The 15537-nt window shown below is 47.9% G+C and carries 15 protein-coding genes and 1 rRNA gene; 2 read left to right on the top strand and 14 right to left on the bottom strand.

Features of this window, described 5'->3' with window-relative positions; all coding sequences use genetic code 11:
• The 13 genes from AC6R0R_RS16770 to AC6R0R_RS16710 form a co-directional block, all read right to left on the bottom strand.
• Positions 1-680 (bottom strand): 16S ribosomal RNA (locus AC6R0R_RS16770); the annotation flags it as partial.
• Between the two features lie 626 nt (positions 681-1306).
• Positions 1307-2083, bottom strand: coding sequence for a phosphoadenylyl-sulfate reductase (locus tag AC6R0R_RS16765; protein ID WP_500627540.1), 777 nt, complete (start codon positions 2081-2083; stop codon positions 1307-1309).
• Positions 2076-3809, bottom strand: coding sequence for an assimilatory sulfite reductase (NADPH) hemoprotein subunit (cysI, locus tag AC6R0R_RS16760; RefSeq protein WP_334554555.1), 1734 nt, complete (start codon positions 3807-3809; stop codon positions 2076-2078). The genes AC6R0R_RS16765 and cysI overlap by 8 nt, the downstream gene beginning before the upstream one ends.
• Entirely contained in the window at positions 3809-5662 is a 1854-nt protein-coding gene (locus AC6R0R_RS16755; RefSeq protein ID WP_500627539.1) for an assimilatory sulfite reductase (NADPH) flavoprotein subunit, read from the bottom strand. The genes cysI and AC6R0R_RS16755 overlap by 1 nt, the downstream gene beginning before the upstream one ends.
• Positions 5663-5877: 215 nt before the next feature.
• The gene (locus AC6R0R_RS16750; protein ID WP_334554559.1) at positions 5878-6108 is read right to left on the bottom strand and encodes a hypothetical protein; all 231 of its coding nucleotides are present in this window, start codon (positions 6106-6108) and stop codon (positions 5878-5880) included.
• A gap of 241 nt (positions 6109-6349) precedes the next feature.
• Positions 6350-7015: a TIGR04219 family outer membrane beta-barrel protein gene (locus AC6R0R_RS16745; RefSeq protein WP_500627538.1), complete on the bottom strand. Its 666-nt coding sequence runs from the start codon at positions 7013-7015 to the stop codon at positions 6350-6352.
• A 100-nt stretch (positions 7016-7115) separates the two neighbouring features.
• On the bottom strand, positions 7116-7328 hold the full coding sequence (pspG, locus tag AC6R0R_RS16740) for an envelope stress response protein PspG (protein ID WP_334554563.1): 213 nt from the start codon (positions 7326-7328) through the stop codon (positions 7116-7118).
• A 155-nt stretch (positions 7329-7483) separates the two neighbouring features.
• Positions 7484-8506: a tRNA dihydrouridine(20/20a) synthase DusA gene (gene dusA, locus AC6R0R_RS16735; RefSeq protein WP_500627537.1), complete on the bottom strand. Its 1023-nt coding sequence runs from the start codon at positions 8504-8506 to the stop codon at positions 7484-7486.
• A gap of 277 nt (positions 8507-8783) precedes the next feature.
• Positions 8784-10907: a methyl-accepting chemotaxis protein gene (locus AC6R0R_RS16730; RefSeq protein ID WP_500627536.1), complete on the bottom strand. Its 2124-nt coding sequence runs from the start codon at positions 10905-10907 to the stop codon at positions 8784-8786.
• A 363-nt stretch (positions 10908-11270) separates the two neighbouring features.
• Positions 11271-11483 (bottom strand): hypothetical protein, encoded by a 213-nt coding sequence (locus tag AC6R0R_RS16725; protein WP_500627535.1) that lies wholly within the window; start codon positions 11481-11483, stop codon positions 11271-11273.
• Positions 11484-11498: 15 nt separating this feature from the next.
• A complete protein-coding gene (locus tag AC6R0R_RS16720; protein WP_500627534.1) occupies positions 11499-11642 on the bottom strand; it encodes a hypothetical protein in 144 nt (47 codons plus the stop codon).
• A 378-nt stretch (positions 11643-12020) separates the two neighbouring features.
• Complete coding sequence (cspE, locus tag AC6R0R_RS16715) at positions 12021-12233, bottom strand: transcription antiterminator/RNA stability regulator CspE (RefSeq protein WP_500627533.1); 213 nt, start codon at positions 12231-12233, stop codon at positions 12021-12023.
• A gap of 244 nt (positions 12234-12477) precedes the next feature.
• Complete coding sequence (locus tag AC6R0R_RS16710; protein WP_500627532.1) at positions 12478-13539, bottom strand: sensor domain-containing diguanylate cyclase; 1062 nt, start codon at positions 13537-13539, stop codon at positions 12478-12480.
• 274 nt (positions 13540-13813) lie between these two features.
• Here AC6R0R_RS16710 and zur point away from each other — a divergent pair, with 274 nt between their 5' ends.
• Together zur and AC6R0R_RS16700 are read left to right on the top strand one after the other, a co-directional pair.
• Positions 13814-14272, top strand: coding sequence for a zinc uptake transcriptional repressor Zur (gene zur, locus AC6R0R_RS16705; RefSeq protein ID WP_487903286.1), 459 nt, complete (start codon positions 13814-13816; stop codon positions 14270-14272).
• Between the two features lie 50 nt (positions 14273-14322).
• Entirely contained in the window at positions 14323-14784 is a 462-nt protein-coding gene (locus tag AC6R0R_RS16700; protein ID WP_500627531.1) for a chemotaxis protein CheX, read from the top strand.
• A gap of 118 nt (positions 14785-14902) precedes the next feature.
• Here AC6R0R_RS16700 and cysC read toward each other — a convergent pair whose 3' ends face one another.
• Positions 14903-15520, bottom strand: a complete 618-nt coding sequence (cysC, locus tag AC6R0R_RS16695; RefSeq protein ID WP_487903287.1) for an adenylyl-sulfate kinase — start codon at positions 15518-15520, stop codon at positions 14903-14905.
• Positions 15521-15537 lie beyond the last annotated feature (17 nt).

The raw sequence follows: 15537 nt of genomic DNA, 5'->3' as shown, positions 1-15537 counted from the left end.
CCCCCTCTACAGTACTCTAGTCTGCCAGTTTCAAATGCAATTCCGAGGTTGAGCCCCGGGCTTTCACATCTGACTTAACAAACCACCTGCATGCGCTTTACGCCCAGTAATTCCGATTAACGCTCGCACCCTCCGTATTACCGCGGCTGCTGGCACGGAGTTAGCCGGTGCTTCTTCTGCAGCTAACGTCAAATCCATACGCTATTAACGTATGAACCTTCCTCACTGCTGAAAGTACTTTACAACCCGAAGGCCTTCTTCATACACGCGGCATGGCTGCATCAGGCTTGCGCCCATTGTGCAATATTCCCCACTGCTGCCTCCCGTAGGAGTCTGGACCGTGTCTCAGTTCCAGTGTGGCTGATCATCCTCTCAGACCAGCTAGGGATCGTCGCCTTGGTGAGCCCTTACCTCACCAACTAGCTAATCCCACCTGGGCATATCCTGACGCGAGAGGCCCGAAGGTCCCCCTCTTTGGCTCGAAAGCATTATGCGGTATTAGCCATCGTTTCCAATGGTTATCCCCCACATCAGGGCAATTTCCCAGGCATTACTCACCCGTCCGCCGCTCGACGCCCTTAACGTTCCCCGAAGGTTCAGTTAAGTCGTTTCCGCTCGACTTGCATGTGTTAGGCCTGCCGCCAGCGTTCAATCTGAGCCATGATCAAACTCTTCAATTTAAGATTTTGTTGGCTCAATGAATACTGATAAGTTCCTAGTGACTAGAAGCTAGTTCCTAGAAAACTTGAATTGACTGTGCTGAGTCCGAAGACTCAATGGTCACTTCAGTATCATTGATAACCGGTGATTCCGAAGAATCAGTTTTTGATTTCACTTTTTATAAAAAAGTGAAAACTAATAGTGGATTATCATCAACGAGTGCCCACACAGATTGATAGGTTTATATTGTTAAAGAGCTAGGTGTCTCTGGCTGTGACGTTAGGCTCACTCACAAGAGGCGGCCATTCTAGCGACTTAATTTTCAGTGTCAAACACTTTTTTAAGTTTTTATTTCAACGTTGCTGCTGAGCTAGTTGACCTTGTCGATAACGCTGAACCCTTATGAGCTCTGCCCTGTCGACGAGGTGGCATTATAGAGATCGAAATCACATTGGCAAGTGATATTTTCATAAAAATGTAAAAATAGAGCCTAAATGAGCAATTAGCGCTCAAGCCCCTATTTATCCAACTTTACCCAACTATTTACCACATAATAACCACAGAGTTATCCACAGCAACTAATTCCAAGCGATAAAAAAGGCCGCATACGCGACCTTTTTTGAGGTTCATTGACGCAATTACCGCATCAAATACCCGAGCCATCGAGTTCGTTGTCTTCTTCATGCAGACCACACTCTCTCTTTAAGCCGAAGAAACGTGTTTCTTCTTCTGCCATTCCAGGCTCCCACTTCTTAGTGGTATGCGTATCACCGACAGAGAGATACCCTTCATCCCAAAGAGGGTGATAAGAGAGCCCCTGCTCTTCTAGGTAGTAGTGGATGTCCTTATTACTCCAATCAATCACTGGTAGAAACTTGAACACGCCATTTTGAATCGACAAAATGGGTAGTCCTGCTCGCGACTTAGATTGCTCGCGGCGTAGACCGGAGAACCAAGTGCTGACATTAAGCTCCTCTAACGCGCGGCGCATAGGTTCCACTTTGTTTATCTTGTTGTACTTCTCGATACCCTCTATACCTTGCTCCCAAAGTTTGCCGTAGCGCGCCTCTTGCCATTGCGGACTCTCTTTAGCGCGATACACTTTTAGGTTGAGGTTCAATTTCTCTGTCAATTGATCGATAAAACGGTACGTTTGCGGGAACAAGTAACCGGTGTCGGTCAAAATGACCGGCACGTCCGGTTTCTGCTCAGTGACGAGGTGAAGCATCACCGCCGCTTGGATACCGAAACTCGACGAGACCGCGAACTCGCCATCGAGGTTTTCAAGCGCCCATTTTACTCGCTGCTGTGCTGACAGTTGCTCAAGCTCGACATTGATCTGGGCAAGATGAAGACTTTGCTCGGTCTTGGTCAGTTTAAGCAGTTCTGCCAGCTCCGGTTTTGAAGCTACAGAATCAAGCATAAAAATCTCTCTTAGATACCAATACTTCTTGGATGATGCCAACACGGATAACGAAGTCACCGAAACACTCACCTTGCTCACGCTCAGTAGCCCAGCGACCGACCAGTTGATCTATCTCTTCGAGTATCTGACTATCTGTAATGTTCTCTTTGTACATTTTCGGCACGCGTGTTCCAGCGCGGTTGCCCCCTAGGTGCAGGTTGTATCGACCTGGCGCCTTACCCACTAGACCAATTTCAGCCAGCATCGCGCGGCCACATCCATTAGGACAACCCGTCACGCGCAGAATGATGTTGTCTTCTTTTGGTAGATTGTGTTTCGCCAAAATGCCTTCTACGTCGGTCACGAACTGCGGCAAGAAACGTTCCGCTTCCGCCATGGCGAGCGGACAAGTTGGGAAGGCCACACACGCCATCGAGTTTTTACGTTGCTCGCTGACCGCGTCGTCCATCAAACCGTGTTCGCGCGCAATTTTCTCGATCTTCGCTTTGTTGCTTTTCGACACACCCGCCACAATCAAGTTTTGGTTGGCCGTCATGCGAAAATCGCCTTTATGGATTTTGGCAATTTCAGCCACACCGGTTTTAAGGGGCTTGCCTGGGTAATCCAATAGTCGGCCGTTTTCGATAAACAAGGCGAGATGATGTTTACCATCAATGCCCTCTACCCAACCGATACGATCGCCACGTTCTGTGAATTCGTATGGACGGCTTGCTTGGAACTGAACACCGGCACGTTTTTCCACTTCCGCTTTAAACACATCGATACCGACGCGATCAAGCGTGTATTTGGTTTTGGCGTTCTTACGGTTTGAACGGTTACCCCAGTCACGTTGCGTAGTCACAACCGCGGCTGCCACATCCAACGTTTTTTCAAGTGGGATAAAACCAAAGTCATCCGCTCGACGTGGATAGGTCGACGTATCACCGTGAGTCATCGCAAGACCACCACCGACTAAAACGTTGAAACCCACCAGCTTGCCGTTATCGGCTATCGCGACAAAGTTCAAATCGTTCGCATGCACATCCACATCATTTTGCGGCGGAATCACCACGGTGGTTTTGAACTTACGCGGTAGGTAGTTACTACCAAGGATCGGCTCTTCGTCTGTGGTCTCAACCTTCTCACCGTCTAGCCAGATCTCTGCGTACGCGCGCGTCTTAGGCAGCAGGTGCTCACTGATCTTTTTCGCCCACTCGTACGCCTCTTGGTGTAACTCAGATTCCACCGGGTTAGTGGTACACAATACGTTTCGGTTCACGTCACCTGCGGTAGCGATAGAGTCAATTCCAATGCTGTTGAGCGTTTGGTGCATCAGTTTGATGTTTGGCTTTAATACGCCGTGGAACTGGAACGTTTGTCGAGTCGTTAGACGGATACTGCCATACAGAGAGTGCTCGGTAGCAAACTTGTCAATCGCCAACCATTGCTTCGGCGTGATAATACCGCCCGGCATGCGCGCACGAAGCATCACATTATGCAGAGGCTCCAGCTTTTGTTTCGCACGTTCGTTGCGAATATCGCGGTCATCTTGCTGATACATACCGTGGAAACGAATCAGCTGGAAGTTATCCGCCGTAAATCCGCCGGTGATGCGATCTTGCAGATCCGCTTCGATCGTCCCACGTAGGAAGTGACTTTCTCTTTTAAGGCGTTCGTTATCGGAAAGCGGCCCTAACTCTTCGCCCAGTACCACCTGCTTGTTATTTTCAGTAGAAAAAGTCATTAGTACACATCCCTTTGATAACGTTTTGCTTTGCGTAACTCATTAATAAATTCTTCTGCGTCATCACGCGATAGATTGCCTTGCTGCTCAGCGACGATGATCAGCGCGTCATGAACGTCTTTTGCCATACGAGTGGCATCACCACAGACATACAGATACGCGCCATCTTGAATCCACTGCCACACTTGTGCCGCGTTCTCTAAAATGCGGTGCTGAACATACACTTTCTCGGCTTGATCGCGGCTAAAGGCCACATCCAAACGGCTGAGTACCCCTGATTTTAGGTATTTCTGCCACTCCACTTGGTAGAGGAAGTCCTGAGTAAAGGTACGATCGCCAAAGAACAACCAGTTCTTTCCAGACGCATCACGGTTCTCTCGCTCCTGGATAAAACTGCGGAATGGGGCAATCCCAGTGCCAGGGCCAATCATGATAATCGGCGTGCTGTCATCTTGAGGTAATTTGAAGTTGTTGTTGTTTTCAACAAACACTTTGACCGCACCGCCCTCTTCGAGGCGCTGAGCCAAGAAGCCTGAGGCACCACCAAAGCGAGACTCGTCACCTTGCTGGTATTCCACCAGCCCAACAGTCAAATGCACTTCTTCATCCACTTCGGCTTGGCTTGAGGCAATCGAGTAGAGTCTTGGCGTCAAGCGGCGCAACAAACCAATCAGTGCGTCTGCCGATAGGGTGGTTTTCTTCTCCGCTAACACGTCAACAATTTGCGTGTTGGCGGCGTACTCACGAAGCTTGTCTTTGTCTTCGACCAATTTTTGCAGTTTCTTGCTGCCTGACAGCTCAGCAAATTTTGTGACAAACTGAGGATTAGAAGCGGTGATTTCGAATTTAGTGACCAACGCGCTGTGAATCGACAAGCTCTCGCCATCCACTTCAACGCTTTCCACACCTGACAGACCCACTTTAGCTAGGATAGCATTGGCGAGTTCAGAGCTGTTCTCAAACCATACGCCCAAGGCGTCGCCTGGCTGATAAGTCAAACCTGAGCCTTCAAGATCAATTTCAATGTGACGCACGTCTTTTCCAGAATCACGCCCGGTGATCTTCTGGCTAGTCAGCAAAGTCGCGGTGTATGGGTTTTGCTTGTTGTAGGACGACACGACCGCCGATTGACCTACTGGCAACTGAACGACTTCAGCTTCTACGCCACCAGCCAACTCTTCTTTAACGATAGAGAGCGCTTTTTCACGCCACTCACTGGCTGGCGCTTCATAATCGACGTCACAGTCAACACGCTCAATAAAGGCCGTCGCGCCCAACTTGGAGAGATAAGCATCGAAGTCTTTACCAGTTTGGCAGAAAAACTCATAGCTTGAGTCACCGAGCGCAATCACACCATATTTGAGGTTCGGCAGTTTCGGCGCTTTCTTCGACTGCAAGAATTCATGCAGTTCAATGGCGTTGTCTGGGGCTTCACCTTCACCATTGGTTGACGCCACGATAATCACGTGGGTCTCTTTGGCTAAGCTTTTGCCTTTGTAATCACTGGCATCAAAGAGCGCCACATCAATACCTTGCGCTTTTGCGTCATGCTCGAGCGCTTCAGCCACGCCTTTCGCATTGCCAGTTTGCGAGGCGAAAATGATCGTCAATTTACCCGCAGGCTTGGCTGCCACCGCAACCGCCGCTTGACTGATGGGTGCAGACGCTGCTGCGGTTTGAGGCTGTTGTGCTAGGCCCCAAAAGTAGCCGCTGACCCATGCCAGCTGCTGAGTAGATAAACCAGCAACAGTTTGTTGCAAAGACCCTAGCTGCTGATCATTCAGCGGCGCAGCCAAAGCCGGTAATTCTTGTGATGCGTTTCCTTCAGAGGAGACGTTGTTTTTTAATGACATGGTCACGACATCCCTATTCATTGCGTGACGATAGATTAACCACTCTCCTTAATAACAAGAAAGAATAGAAGTGAATGTTTTATAACTTTTGGAATTAAAGGAAACGTGCAGCGCCTGAACGCCGTCAGCCAGTCGCGCGCCTTTACGCAGTACAAGCAGGGGAGGTAATAATGAGAGGTGATAGACAAGGCGTCTTTTTCTGTGGGTGGTGGGGACTATTTGGCTTCGACCCGTACGTGCTTAAAGCCCACCGCCATTGCCGACTTGGAGGCTAGATCAAGGTCTAGGTACTGACACTCCTCACCTTGAGCATCGGTCAATAACACGAAACCACCTCTAGCGTGGCGAAATTCCACCACCCAACTGCCCTCTTGGACAGACGGTTCAATAATGGCTTCCACCAGTTGATTGTCTCGATATAGGCTTCTTAGTTCATTAATCGTCATGAGATTCCCTTCTCTGGCTAGAAACAAGCGCCACCTATAAGCATGGAAGAAACTGACGATATCGCGACATTTTTTAGTGCATTTATAATGAATAGATATAAAAAAACAGTTCGATAGATACAAAAAGGCGCCACATCAATCGCAGCGCTCTTTTTCTAGTTATAATGAAAGGCATAAGGCAGTCATACATCATGCTATCGAAAAGACGCATGCATGTTTTTCACTGGGAAGAATCGCTGACTTAGAAGCTCCACTCCGCGCCAACAAAAAAGCCATTAGCGAAGATAAACGACTTACCGAGCTCCTCGGATATCGCATCGAACTTGCCCGACTCCAAATCAATCACGCGATAGCCACCTCGAAAAGCCAACGTCGTCTCTTTCAGTGGCAGGCGGTACTGAACGCCCGCCATCAAATCGGTACTTTTGATGTCGTTGTTGTTGCCAAAGTTCATCTCACCGATGATATCAAAATGCGTATTGGGCACCGTCAGCTCGGCATAGCCGTACCACGCCCAGATAAATCCATCGAAATCGACTGGATTGTTGATGTCTTCGGCATTGACGTACTTGGTATCGGATAAATCCGTCAGGGTCACCCCTGCATCGAAATGCATTAAATCATGCTCAAGCAGGCGGTAGTAGAGCGTCAGGTCGAGCTTATCAAACGCCATGTAATCGGCATCAACACTGGAGTAACGCAAACGGGCATCGGGAAGGTACGGCGTGTCATGCTCAATCGCCAAATAGCCGCTGGGTGTGGTGTCGCTGTCGCGGTTTACTTCATTGACCTTGGTTTTCGGCCACCACATCTCTGCACCGACTTTCGCCGTGTACGAGGACTCCGCCATCGCCCATCCCGAAACCATCGAGGCGATAGTGAAAATTGCAGCCGATTTGATACCCATTGATTAAACTCTCCACACTGTTGCTATGCATCATAGATGACGTAGCGAAAATAGTACCACATTCACTGAGCTTGCCCGCAACAATTTAGCCTAAACAGCGCTAGGATCTTGGCTGCGCGACCACGCTTTTAAAAAACCATACCGCTATCGCGATAACCACTAACCAAGGGATTAATTTAATCACCGCCGACATCATCCCGAGCAGCAACATCACCACCATAGCAAAGCCAATGGCGGCCAATACGGTCAGGAAGGTCACGCCTGTGACCAGTAACGTCGCCGCGAAGATCAAAGCAAAAATCAATTCAAACATAGTGCTCTCCTTTTTGCTCAATCAATACAGATAGTGTGCCAAGATTAGAAATCAAGATAAGATCATGTTTTATATAGACAAAAAAAAGAGGCTGGGTCTAACCCTACCTCTTCATATTCATCTATTGGTAAATTTAACCACTCGTTTGGCGATTTTTACACATCCAACTCTTGAGGGATTTTCGCCAGCGCCGCTTGTACCACTTCAATTCCGGAACCCGGTTTATGGGCGTTCTCACTGATGTAACGACGCCATTGACGCGCGCCTGGCATGTTTTGGAACAAGCCCAACATATGACGAGTGATGTGGCCTAAGTAGGCTCCCTTCGCCAACTGCTGCTCAATGTATGGGTACATCTCTTCAACCACTTGGCGACGCTTCTTCACTGGTGTGTCGAGACCGAAAATCGTCTGATCAACGTGTGCCAATAGGTACGGGTTTTGGTAAGCCTCTCGCCCAACCATGACGCCATCAAGGTGCGCTAAATGTTCTAACGACTCATCCAAGGTTTTAATGCCGCCATTGACGCCAATGTTCAAGTGGGCAAAATCTTGCTTGATTTGATACGCGCGCGGGTAATCCAGCGGCGGGATCTCTCGGTTCTCTTTCGGACTCAAACCGCTTAACCACGCTTTACGAGCGTGAATCGTAAACTGCTCACAGCCACCTTTTTCAGACACAATGCGCACGAAATCAGTCAGAAACTTATACGAGTCTTGATCGTCAATGCCAATGCGCGTCTTAACGGTCACAGGTATATCAACCACATCGCGCATGGCGGCAATACACTCCGCCACCAGCATAGGTTCCGCCATCAAACAGGCGCCAAAACGGCCATTTTGTACTCTGTCCGACGGGCAACCGACATTGAGGTTAATTTCGTCATAGCCACGCTCAGCCGCCAACTTCGCACACGTCGCTAAATCTTGCGGGTTGGAGCCACCAAGTTGCAGCGCCACTGGGTGCTCCTCCTCGTTGTACGCCAAGAAGTCGCCTTTACCATGAATGATCGCGCCGGTTGTCACCATCTCAGTGTAGAGCAAGGTCTCTTTAGTGAGGAGTCGGTGGAAGTATCGACAATGGCGATCTGTCCAATCGAGCATGGGAGCAATAGAGAATCGAGAGCTTGGAAAAACCCCGTTGTGAGTCGGTTTTTTCTCTTCGTTAGTGTCTAACATTGAACTCGCCTTTGTTTGCATCTTTTCACCCTATCAGCGCCCAACTCGCTGCCTCAAAGCTGCTTTGGGGCGCTATTGTGCCAAAAGCAGTCAGTGCTCGAATCGTGGTTTCATTAAAAAGAGCGCAGATTCTACATCAAGTTATCGCTGTGCCCAAGCATGGCGAGACACCACACAGACCTTAGAAATCTAAATCATTGATCTTGCGATATTGAACCTGTGTTTTCACACCATGCCAAGCAGTGGGGCATTTAACTCTCCCCACTCTACTGGGTCACTATGACGCTCGAGCGATTTCAAAACGGCCAGTCAGTTGATCGAGACGCTTCAGTGCATTTTGCATTAAGGCTGTTCGACGCGCGAGCTGTTGAGAAGAGATAATCAATTGTTCGGAGGTCACTTGAGCTTGATCGACCGTTTTACTGTGTTGAACACTGTTTTCAGCAATACCGTTAATAATGCGAAACAGTTCGGTAACTCGGTTCTGGAGAACCTCATTGCCATCCGTTCCATTGACCATGATGGCGTTGCTTTCGACGTTATCAATACCTTGCTGCATAAAGTTAACGGCTGTCTTTGATTGTGAACGAAGCTTTTGCAGCATGGTGCCGATATTGTTCGCTGCTTGAGAGGTTTTGTCTGCTAACGTACGAACTTCATCTGCAACCACGGCAAACCCACGTCCGTGTTCCCCGGCTCTCGCGGCTTCAATCGCCGCATTTAATGCCAGCAAGTTCGTCTGTGCTGTAATTTCAGAGATGATGTCGACAATGTCGGTAATCTTTTCCATTTCAGTGTTCACATCATTGACACTCTGCGCTGACGCTTCAACGATTTCTTTGATACCGTTGGCGGACTCAACCGCACGTTGATACTCCAGCGCCGCATGTTCAATTGTGCTTTGCATCGCTTTATCCATTTCTGTTGCAGAAAGGTTCGCACACTCGATGTCAGTTTGCTGGCCTTTACTAAGCACTATCATATCTTCAATGGAAGCACAGGTGTCTTGGCTAGCGGTGGTGAGCACTTGGCTGCGACGCAACAAAGAGGCGGACACTTGATTTACCTCTTTGCTTGCAAAGACCAACTCCGTGACCACGCCCTCTAAGTTATCGATAAAGCTATTGGTCCAGCGGCCAAGCCCGCCAATTTCATCTGGCTTCAAATGCTCCGTTTCAAGGCGCTGAGTCAAATTGCCATCCCCCTCTGCAAGGGTACGAATCACATTCGTCATTTCCTCAACACGTCGAGACAGTGGGCGTGCACAGAGAGCGTGAAAAGAAAACGTCACCGCCATACAAACCAGTGCCGTCAACAGCCAGACAAACACTTGCGAAAGTTGAAAGTAGTGCGCAGCAAAAGACGGAAGCAATACAGAGGCCAAAACCCCGAACGCAAAATGTCGAGTTTGAGTTAAAGACAAACTTCGGTGTCGATAGACTTCTTCTAAGTCCGACTCACACATCATCCCCCAACGGTCCGGTGAACCGGGCAACTGAAACGTAACCCCTTTACCAATAACGGGAATGTGACGGTAGTCAGAGTAGCCTGGGTATTCAATATAGAGATTTTGCCCGTGACGAATGGTTTCTCTGACGCCAGGGTGTAACTCTTTCGTTGCCGGGTCTGTGAACAGAATTTCAAACTCAGTGTGATGACGAACTTTCACCACACCGAACTCAGTGGTGATCCCCTGTTTTAAATTCTCTCCATGAGAAAAGGTATTGTCTTCGAAACGTGAGCGCGATAATGCCGTTCCCGGCAGAATACTTGGATCATGCTTGGCTTCAACCATAAACAGGTAGTTGTCACCAGATTCACTGTAGATGTGCCCCGCTTCGCGTTGAATAATGTCGCCAATCACATCGTTGGGAATTCGACCGCAAAGGCATGCTTGCTCCTCACCAGGCTTACCCAACGGTTGATAGAACATCAATGTCACCGCATCATGAAATGTGGAACTTGAAGGGCCAATAGCCAGTGTGCGCTCATCCACATAAGGGCCTAGCAAGTATGGTGCCTTTAGACCCGATGCCAGCGCCACATCATCGACGATATGACTGCCGATATGATTCTTATGACTGGAGTGAGTGGTCATGCCCTGACTATCGACAATAAACAACTCTGAGAAGTCTTTTCCCCTCTGAGTCAGTCCCTCTAATGTCGTATTACGCTCATTGATAGGTTTACTCGAAAGGTAGAGCGCGGCATTGGTCAAAAAGGCCCATTGATTGTTCGCCCAATCCTGAAGCAAGTTCACTCGTGTGTGTGCGATATTCTCAAACGTTTGTTCGAGCTCATTTTTTCTATGGCGATTTAAATAGCACGCCTTTTTCATGGCAAGCTTCCCTGTGCTACCAAGCCACGGTAGCCAACGTTGTTCACTCTGAGTTAGGTTCATCCTTGTCCCTTATTATTATCTTATCGTATACAATCAAAACGGCCTCGAGTGATGCAAGTTTCACACCCGCCTCAACAAAGAAATAACCATTTGATTTTAAATAACAAAAAATAAGACCTCACCAAAAAAGCACAACAACTTGCACTAAAACCAAGCACTTAAAAAACAAAGCACTTACTTGGTGCAAATGACATTAACTCGGATGAACAAGGTAAAGTAGAGAAGAAGTAATCGTAGCGAGATGAAGGAGTGAACGCGCTGATGGCGATTCGTCCCGTGAAGGATACAGTAGCTCAACCTCTCACGTCTTGAGCAGAGCGCTACGATGAAGAGGTTGGAAGCAATTTGACGTTGACGCGCCGATTATTGATTGGCGTTAAGAAAGCGCTCGGCGCTGGCGAACAGTGCGTCACATTTCTTTTTCTGTTTGGCGTGTTCTGCGTCGCCTTCACTCATGGCGTCCAAGAGCTCTTTCTGTTTGTTGTATTCACCCACCATGAGAGAAAACTTATCTTCAAAGTCACTCTTACGCATTTTCTTGCCTGATTTTCTTGCAGGTCTTGCTGGTTTTCTCATTGTTTTCTCTCCAATTTAGAGTTCAATTCGTTCTTTCTGATCACGTTCTAAAAGAATGTCTTCAATTCTCTTACGAATTTGATGGATGTTTTGGGGCTGGTCTTCTTGTTTCGTTGAAGCCTCTTCTGCAGGCTTACGAGGTTTTGCGTTCTTCTTCAATGCTTAATCCTTATCCGATTCGATATGGAAAGAGCCTAAAACCACACCGTCAGAATTTTGAAATTGACCAGACTCACTCACTTCACAAAATGAAAAATGTAAATCTAAATCGTCGGTGTTTAACTGAGGCAGCACGTGCCGCTTGAGAACGTCGCTATTGAGCTGGTGAAGGGAGGCAGACCAAGATGTCGACCTAGAGTAAAGGTGATAGTGTATTTTGAACAATGGCACTTTGCCCTTTAGGTAATTTTTGTTCGCGAAGAACATAATACCAATATGTTTTTCGGTTAGATTTTCTAGTCATTGAACTCCTTGATAAGCAATGAAAACAAAAAGACCTCGCCATCTGAATGAGCCAGCGAGATCTCTTAAGTACAATTACAGTACAGTTACGTCAGCAGCTTGTGGGCCTTTGCCACCTTGCTCAACGTTGAACGCCACTTTTTGGCCTTCTGCGAGAGTTTTAAAACCATCGCTAACAATAGAACGGAAGTGAACGAAAAGATCCGCGCCACCGTTGTCTGGAGTGATGAAGCCAAAACCTTTAGTTTCGTTAAACCATTTTACTGAACCAGTTGTCTTATTAGACATAAATACCTCGATACATTGATACATTGATACATTGATACATTAATGAAGAAAATAGAAGCTACTAAGGAAAGCATGTAGAAAAAGGTATCGCAGGATAGTATGACGACTGAATCGAAATGAAACTGTGAAGATCTTGAACTAAATATTGCATTAATAGCCCGCTTTTTGAGCTGGCGCCACTATACACCTTGTAGAAATAATAGATAGCGATTTCTCACATTTTTATTTTCAACTCGCTTTTTCGTCAACCCGCCCTGTCTTGGCGCAGCTCTGTGCTGGCTCGAACACAATTTCGCCCTGCCGCTTTTGCCTCGTACAAGGCTTGGTCAGCGCGTTTAAGTAAACTTTCAGGTGTGAGATCGAAAGCGCTAGGTGCCACCGCCCCTATACTGACGGTGATCGACATCCGAGTGCCATCATACTCATACGGGTATTGTGCGAGCGTGGCTCGAAGCGACTCAAACACCGACATCGCAGGTTCCAGTTCTGACTGACGAACAATAAGCGCAAACTCTTCACCGCCAATGCGCGAGACATGCCCTAACCCTTTCATTTGCTGCATGGTGAGCGTCACCACTTGCTTTAAGACCTGATCCCCCGCTAAATGGCCATAGCGATCATTGAGCGGTTTAAAATGGTCAATATCCATCAAGCCAAGTACAAAGCCTTGGTGTTGCTCATGAAAATCCGACAAGGTTTGTTGAATCTTGGCTGAAAATACCCGGCGATTGGCAGCGCCAGTGAGCTCATCCGTCGTGGCCAGTTGGTTTAGCGCCATCACTTGCTGATGCAGTTGGATATTGAAGCTGACCCAATTGGCAATACATTGCAAAGTAATAGCTTGCGCTTCAGTAAAGTAGTGACTTTGATCGTGGCCAATATTAAGAGTACCCAAACATTGGTCACCACACACGAGAGGGGCATCCATACAGGTCTTTAGCCCAGAATCCCGCAGCATGACGCAATCTAACTCCTCAGAGGTGGCAAGATCGTCACAAATGAGCAGTGTACGAGTTGAGAAGGCTCGGCCGACGAGCGTTTGCGCAATAGGGAGATGGGAATCGAGTGGAATGGCTTTATTGCCACTGATCGAGTAGACCTTGAGCGTATCTCCGCCTTCCTTAAGCGTAATGCTGGCTCTTTGGGAGGCAAACATCTGCGACATCCATTGGGAGACGGTATCGAGCACCGCTTGCAGTGAGGTTGACACCGACAACGCCTGTATAAAGGCCGCAGGCAGTGTCACATGATGGCCTCGTTCTAATTCGGCAAGCTTCGAAAGACCATAGGCTCTTTCTGACCGCATAGCTCCCCCTAATGGTGCATTGTCGTTATTATAATTTTTGATGATTGACCCATTAAACATTAACCCCATTTCTGACAGATGCAAGCAACAAACACAAAGGGCACGCGTTATTGGTATCGTTTTCCCTGTAGATAAGGTAACTTATGCGCAAGTGTCAAAATGATGCTCTGTGTCCGGTGAGGGTAAATAACGCACTGACACACTTATCAGAAAATGCCTTACGCGCGACGCTAAAGTTGCGGAAATGGTATATTATTAAACATGTCCAATGGTTATGGTGAGAAATTTGGACCCACAGCTAGTCACACAAATTGAAGAAATCTGTGTCGCGAGAGGCGTACGGCTAACCCCTCAAAGAAAACGAGTCTTTGAGTTGATTTGTGCCAGCCCGAAAGCGTCCAGCGCGTATGAACTTTTAGAGGAGCTGAAACTCAGTGAACCGCAGGCTAAGCCGCCAACCGTTTATCGAGCACTCGATTTTCTGTTAGAGCAAGGTTTCATTCACCGAGTCGAGTCGACCAACAGTTTCATACAGTGCTGCTCGTGTAACGCACACAAACACTTTTCTCATCTACTGATCTGTGACAAGTGTGGAAATGTCATTGAATTACAAGATGATAGTTTGATAGCCTTACTGGCAGACAACGCAGAAAGGCACGGTTTCAGACTCACAAATCACGTGATTGAATCACATGGGACTTGTCAGTCGTGCAGCGCTGATAAGGTGCAATAAGTCTCACAGTAAAATAAGTTTCACAGTCCATTAATGAATAGAAGAAGATTATGCGCGCTGAATTTGTAAACCCGTTTTTAGCTTCACTGATGAATGTGTTGAAGACCATGGCATCACTGGAGCTAAAACCGCAAAAACCTCGTGTGAAAAAGGATGAGATCGCTCGCGGTGATATCTCTGGTTTGATTGGTATGGTTGGCCAGCAAACGCGTGGCTCGATGTCTATTACCTTTGATGAAAACTTGGCGCTGGAAATCATGCAAAACATGTTGGGTGAACGCCCGAATGGTTTGAATGATGAAGTCACCGATATGGTGGGCGAAATCACCAACATGGTCACTGGCGGTGCAAAACGCATCTTGGCAGAAAGTGGCTTTGATTTTGATATGGCGACACCTGTCGTGGTGTCAGGGAAAGGCCATACGATTCGCCACAAATGCGAAGGCTCGATCATCATCATGCCGTTCACCTCACAATGGGGCAACGCCTTTATCGAAATCTGTTTCGAATAAGCACAGCGCATCCCTCACGGCGTATCACAATGGCGCACATGAATGGCGCACATGCGTGTTAAGCCTTGATGCTAAAACACGGGTGATAAAAAAGCTTCCGACATGGAAGCTTTTTTGGTTAAGCGATGATCTGCCGCTCTTTTAATGTCTCAAGACACATTGCCACCAGCTCATCGATGCTCTTTTCACCCGCAGGTAAATCGATTTCTGGGTTTAGCGGCGCTTGATACTCAGAATCAATACCGGTGAAGTTTGGGATCTCCCCTGCTCTTGCCTTTTTGTACAGCCCTTTTGGATCGCGCTGCTCACAGACATCGAGCGATGCGTTGACAAACACTTCCAAAAACTCGCCCTCTGGCAGCAGTTCTCGCACCAGCTGACGCTCGGTTCGATGCGGTGAGATAAACGCAGACAGGACAATCAAACCGGCATCGGCCATCAATTTCGCCAGCTCACCGATGCGGCGAATATTCTCGCGTCGGTCTTGCTCTGAAAATCCTAAATCACTGCACAGGCCATGACGAACATTGTCGCCATCAAGCAAATAGGTGTGGTAACCCAGCTGCGCCAACTTGGTTTCAAGCGCGCCAGCCACGGTCGACTTTCCCGCGCCAGATAGCCCGGTAAACCAGAGTACCGCAGGGCGCTGATTTTTAAGTTTGGCACGCTGCGCTTTATCAACGGCGTGTGAGTGCCAAACGATGTTTTCGTCTTTTTCGCGGGTTTGTGTGGTCATAGTCAGTCCTTGTCAAT

Source organism: Vibrio sp. R12-SW3-ISO1 (genome assembly GCF_059834005.1).
This window is presented reverse-complemented; position numbering and strand designations above follow the sequence as displayed.

Bases quoted from the DNA above. Each gene is read 5' to 3' on its own strand.
- AC6R0R_RS16750 (WP_334554559.1), bottom strand. From the start codon at position 6,108: ATGACGATTAATGAACTAAGAAGCCTATATCGAGACAATCAACTGGTG.
- AC6R0R_RS16725 (WP_500627535.1), bottom strand. From the start codon at position 11,483: ATGAGAAAACCAGCAAGACCTGCAAGAAAATCAGGCAAGAAAATGCGT.
- cspE (WP_500627533.1), bottom strand. From the start codon at position 12,233: ATGTCTAATAAGACAACTGGTTCAGTAAAATGGTTTAACGAAACTAAA.
- cysC (WP_487903287.1), bottom strand. From the start codon at position 15,520: ATGACCACACAAACCCGCGAAAAAGACGAAAACATCGTTTGGCACTCA.
- AC6R0R_RS16730 (WP_500627536.1), bottom strand. From the start codon at position 10,907: ATGAACCTAACTCAGAGTGAACAACGTTGGCTACCGTGGCTTGGTAGC.
- pspG (WP_334554563.1), bottom strand. From the start codon at position 7,328: ATGTTTGAATTGATTTTTGCTTTGATCTTCGCGGCGACGTTACTGGTC.
- AC6R0R_RS16710 (WP_500627532.1), bottom strand. From the start codon at position 13,539: ATGCGGTCAGAAAGAGCCTATGGTCTTTCGAAGCTTGCCGAATTAGAA.
- AC6R0R_RS16765 (WP_500627540.1), bottom strand. From the start codon at position 2,083: ATGCTTGATTCTGTAGCTTCAAAACCGGAGCTGGCAGAACTGCTTAAA.
- dusA (WP_500627537.1), bottom strand. From the start codon at position 8,506: ATGTTAGACACTAACGAAGAGAAAAAACCGACTCACAACGGGGTTTTT.
- zur (WP_487903286.1), top strand. From the start codon at position 13,814: ATGGTGAGAAATTTGGACCCACAGCTAGTCACACAAATTGAAGAAATC.
- AC6R0R_RS16745 (WP_500627538.1), bottom strand. From the start codon at position 7,015: ATGGGTATCAAATCGGCTGCAATTTTCACTATCGCCTCGATGGTTTCG.
- cysI (WP_334554555.1), bottom strand. From the start codon at position 3,809: ATGACTTTTTCTACTGAAAATAACAAGCAGGTGGTACTGGGCGAAGAG.
- AC6R0R_RS16755 (WP_500627539.1), bottom strand. From the start codon at position 5,662: ATGTCATTAAAAAACAACGTCTCCTCTGAAGGAAACGCATCACAAGAA.
- AC6R0R_RS16700 (WP_500627531.1), top strand. From the start codon at position 14,323: ATGCGCGCTGAATTTGTAAACCCGTTTTTAGCTTCACTGATGAATGTG.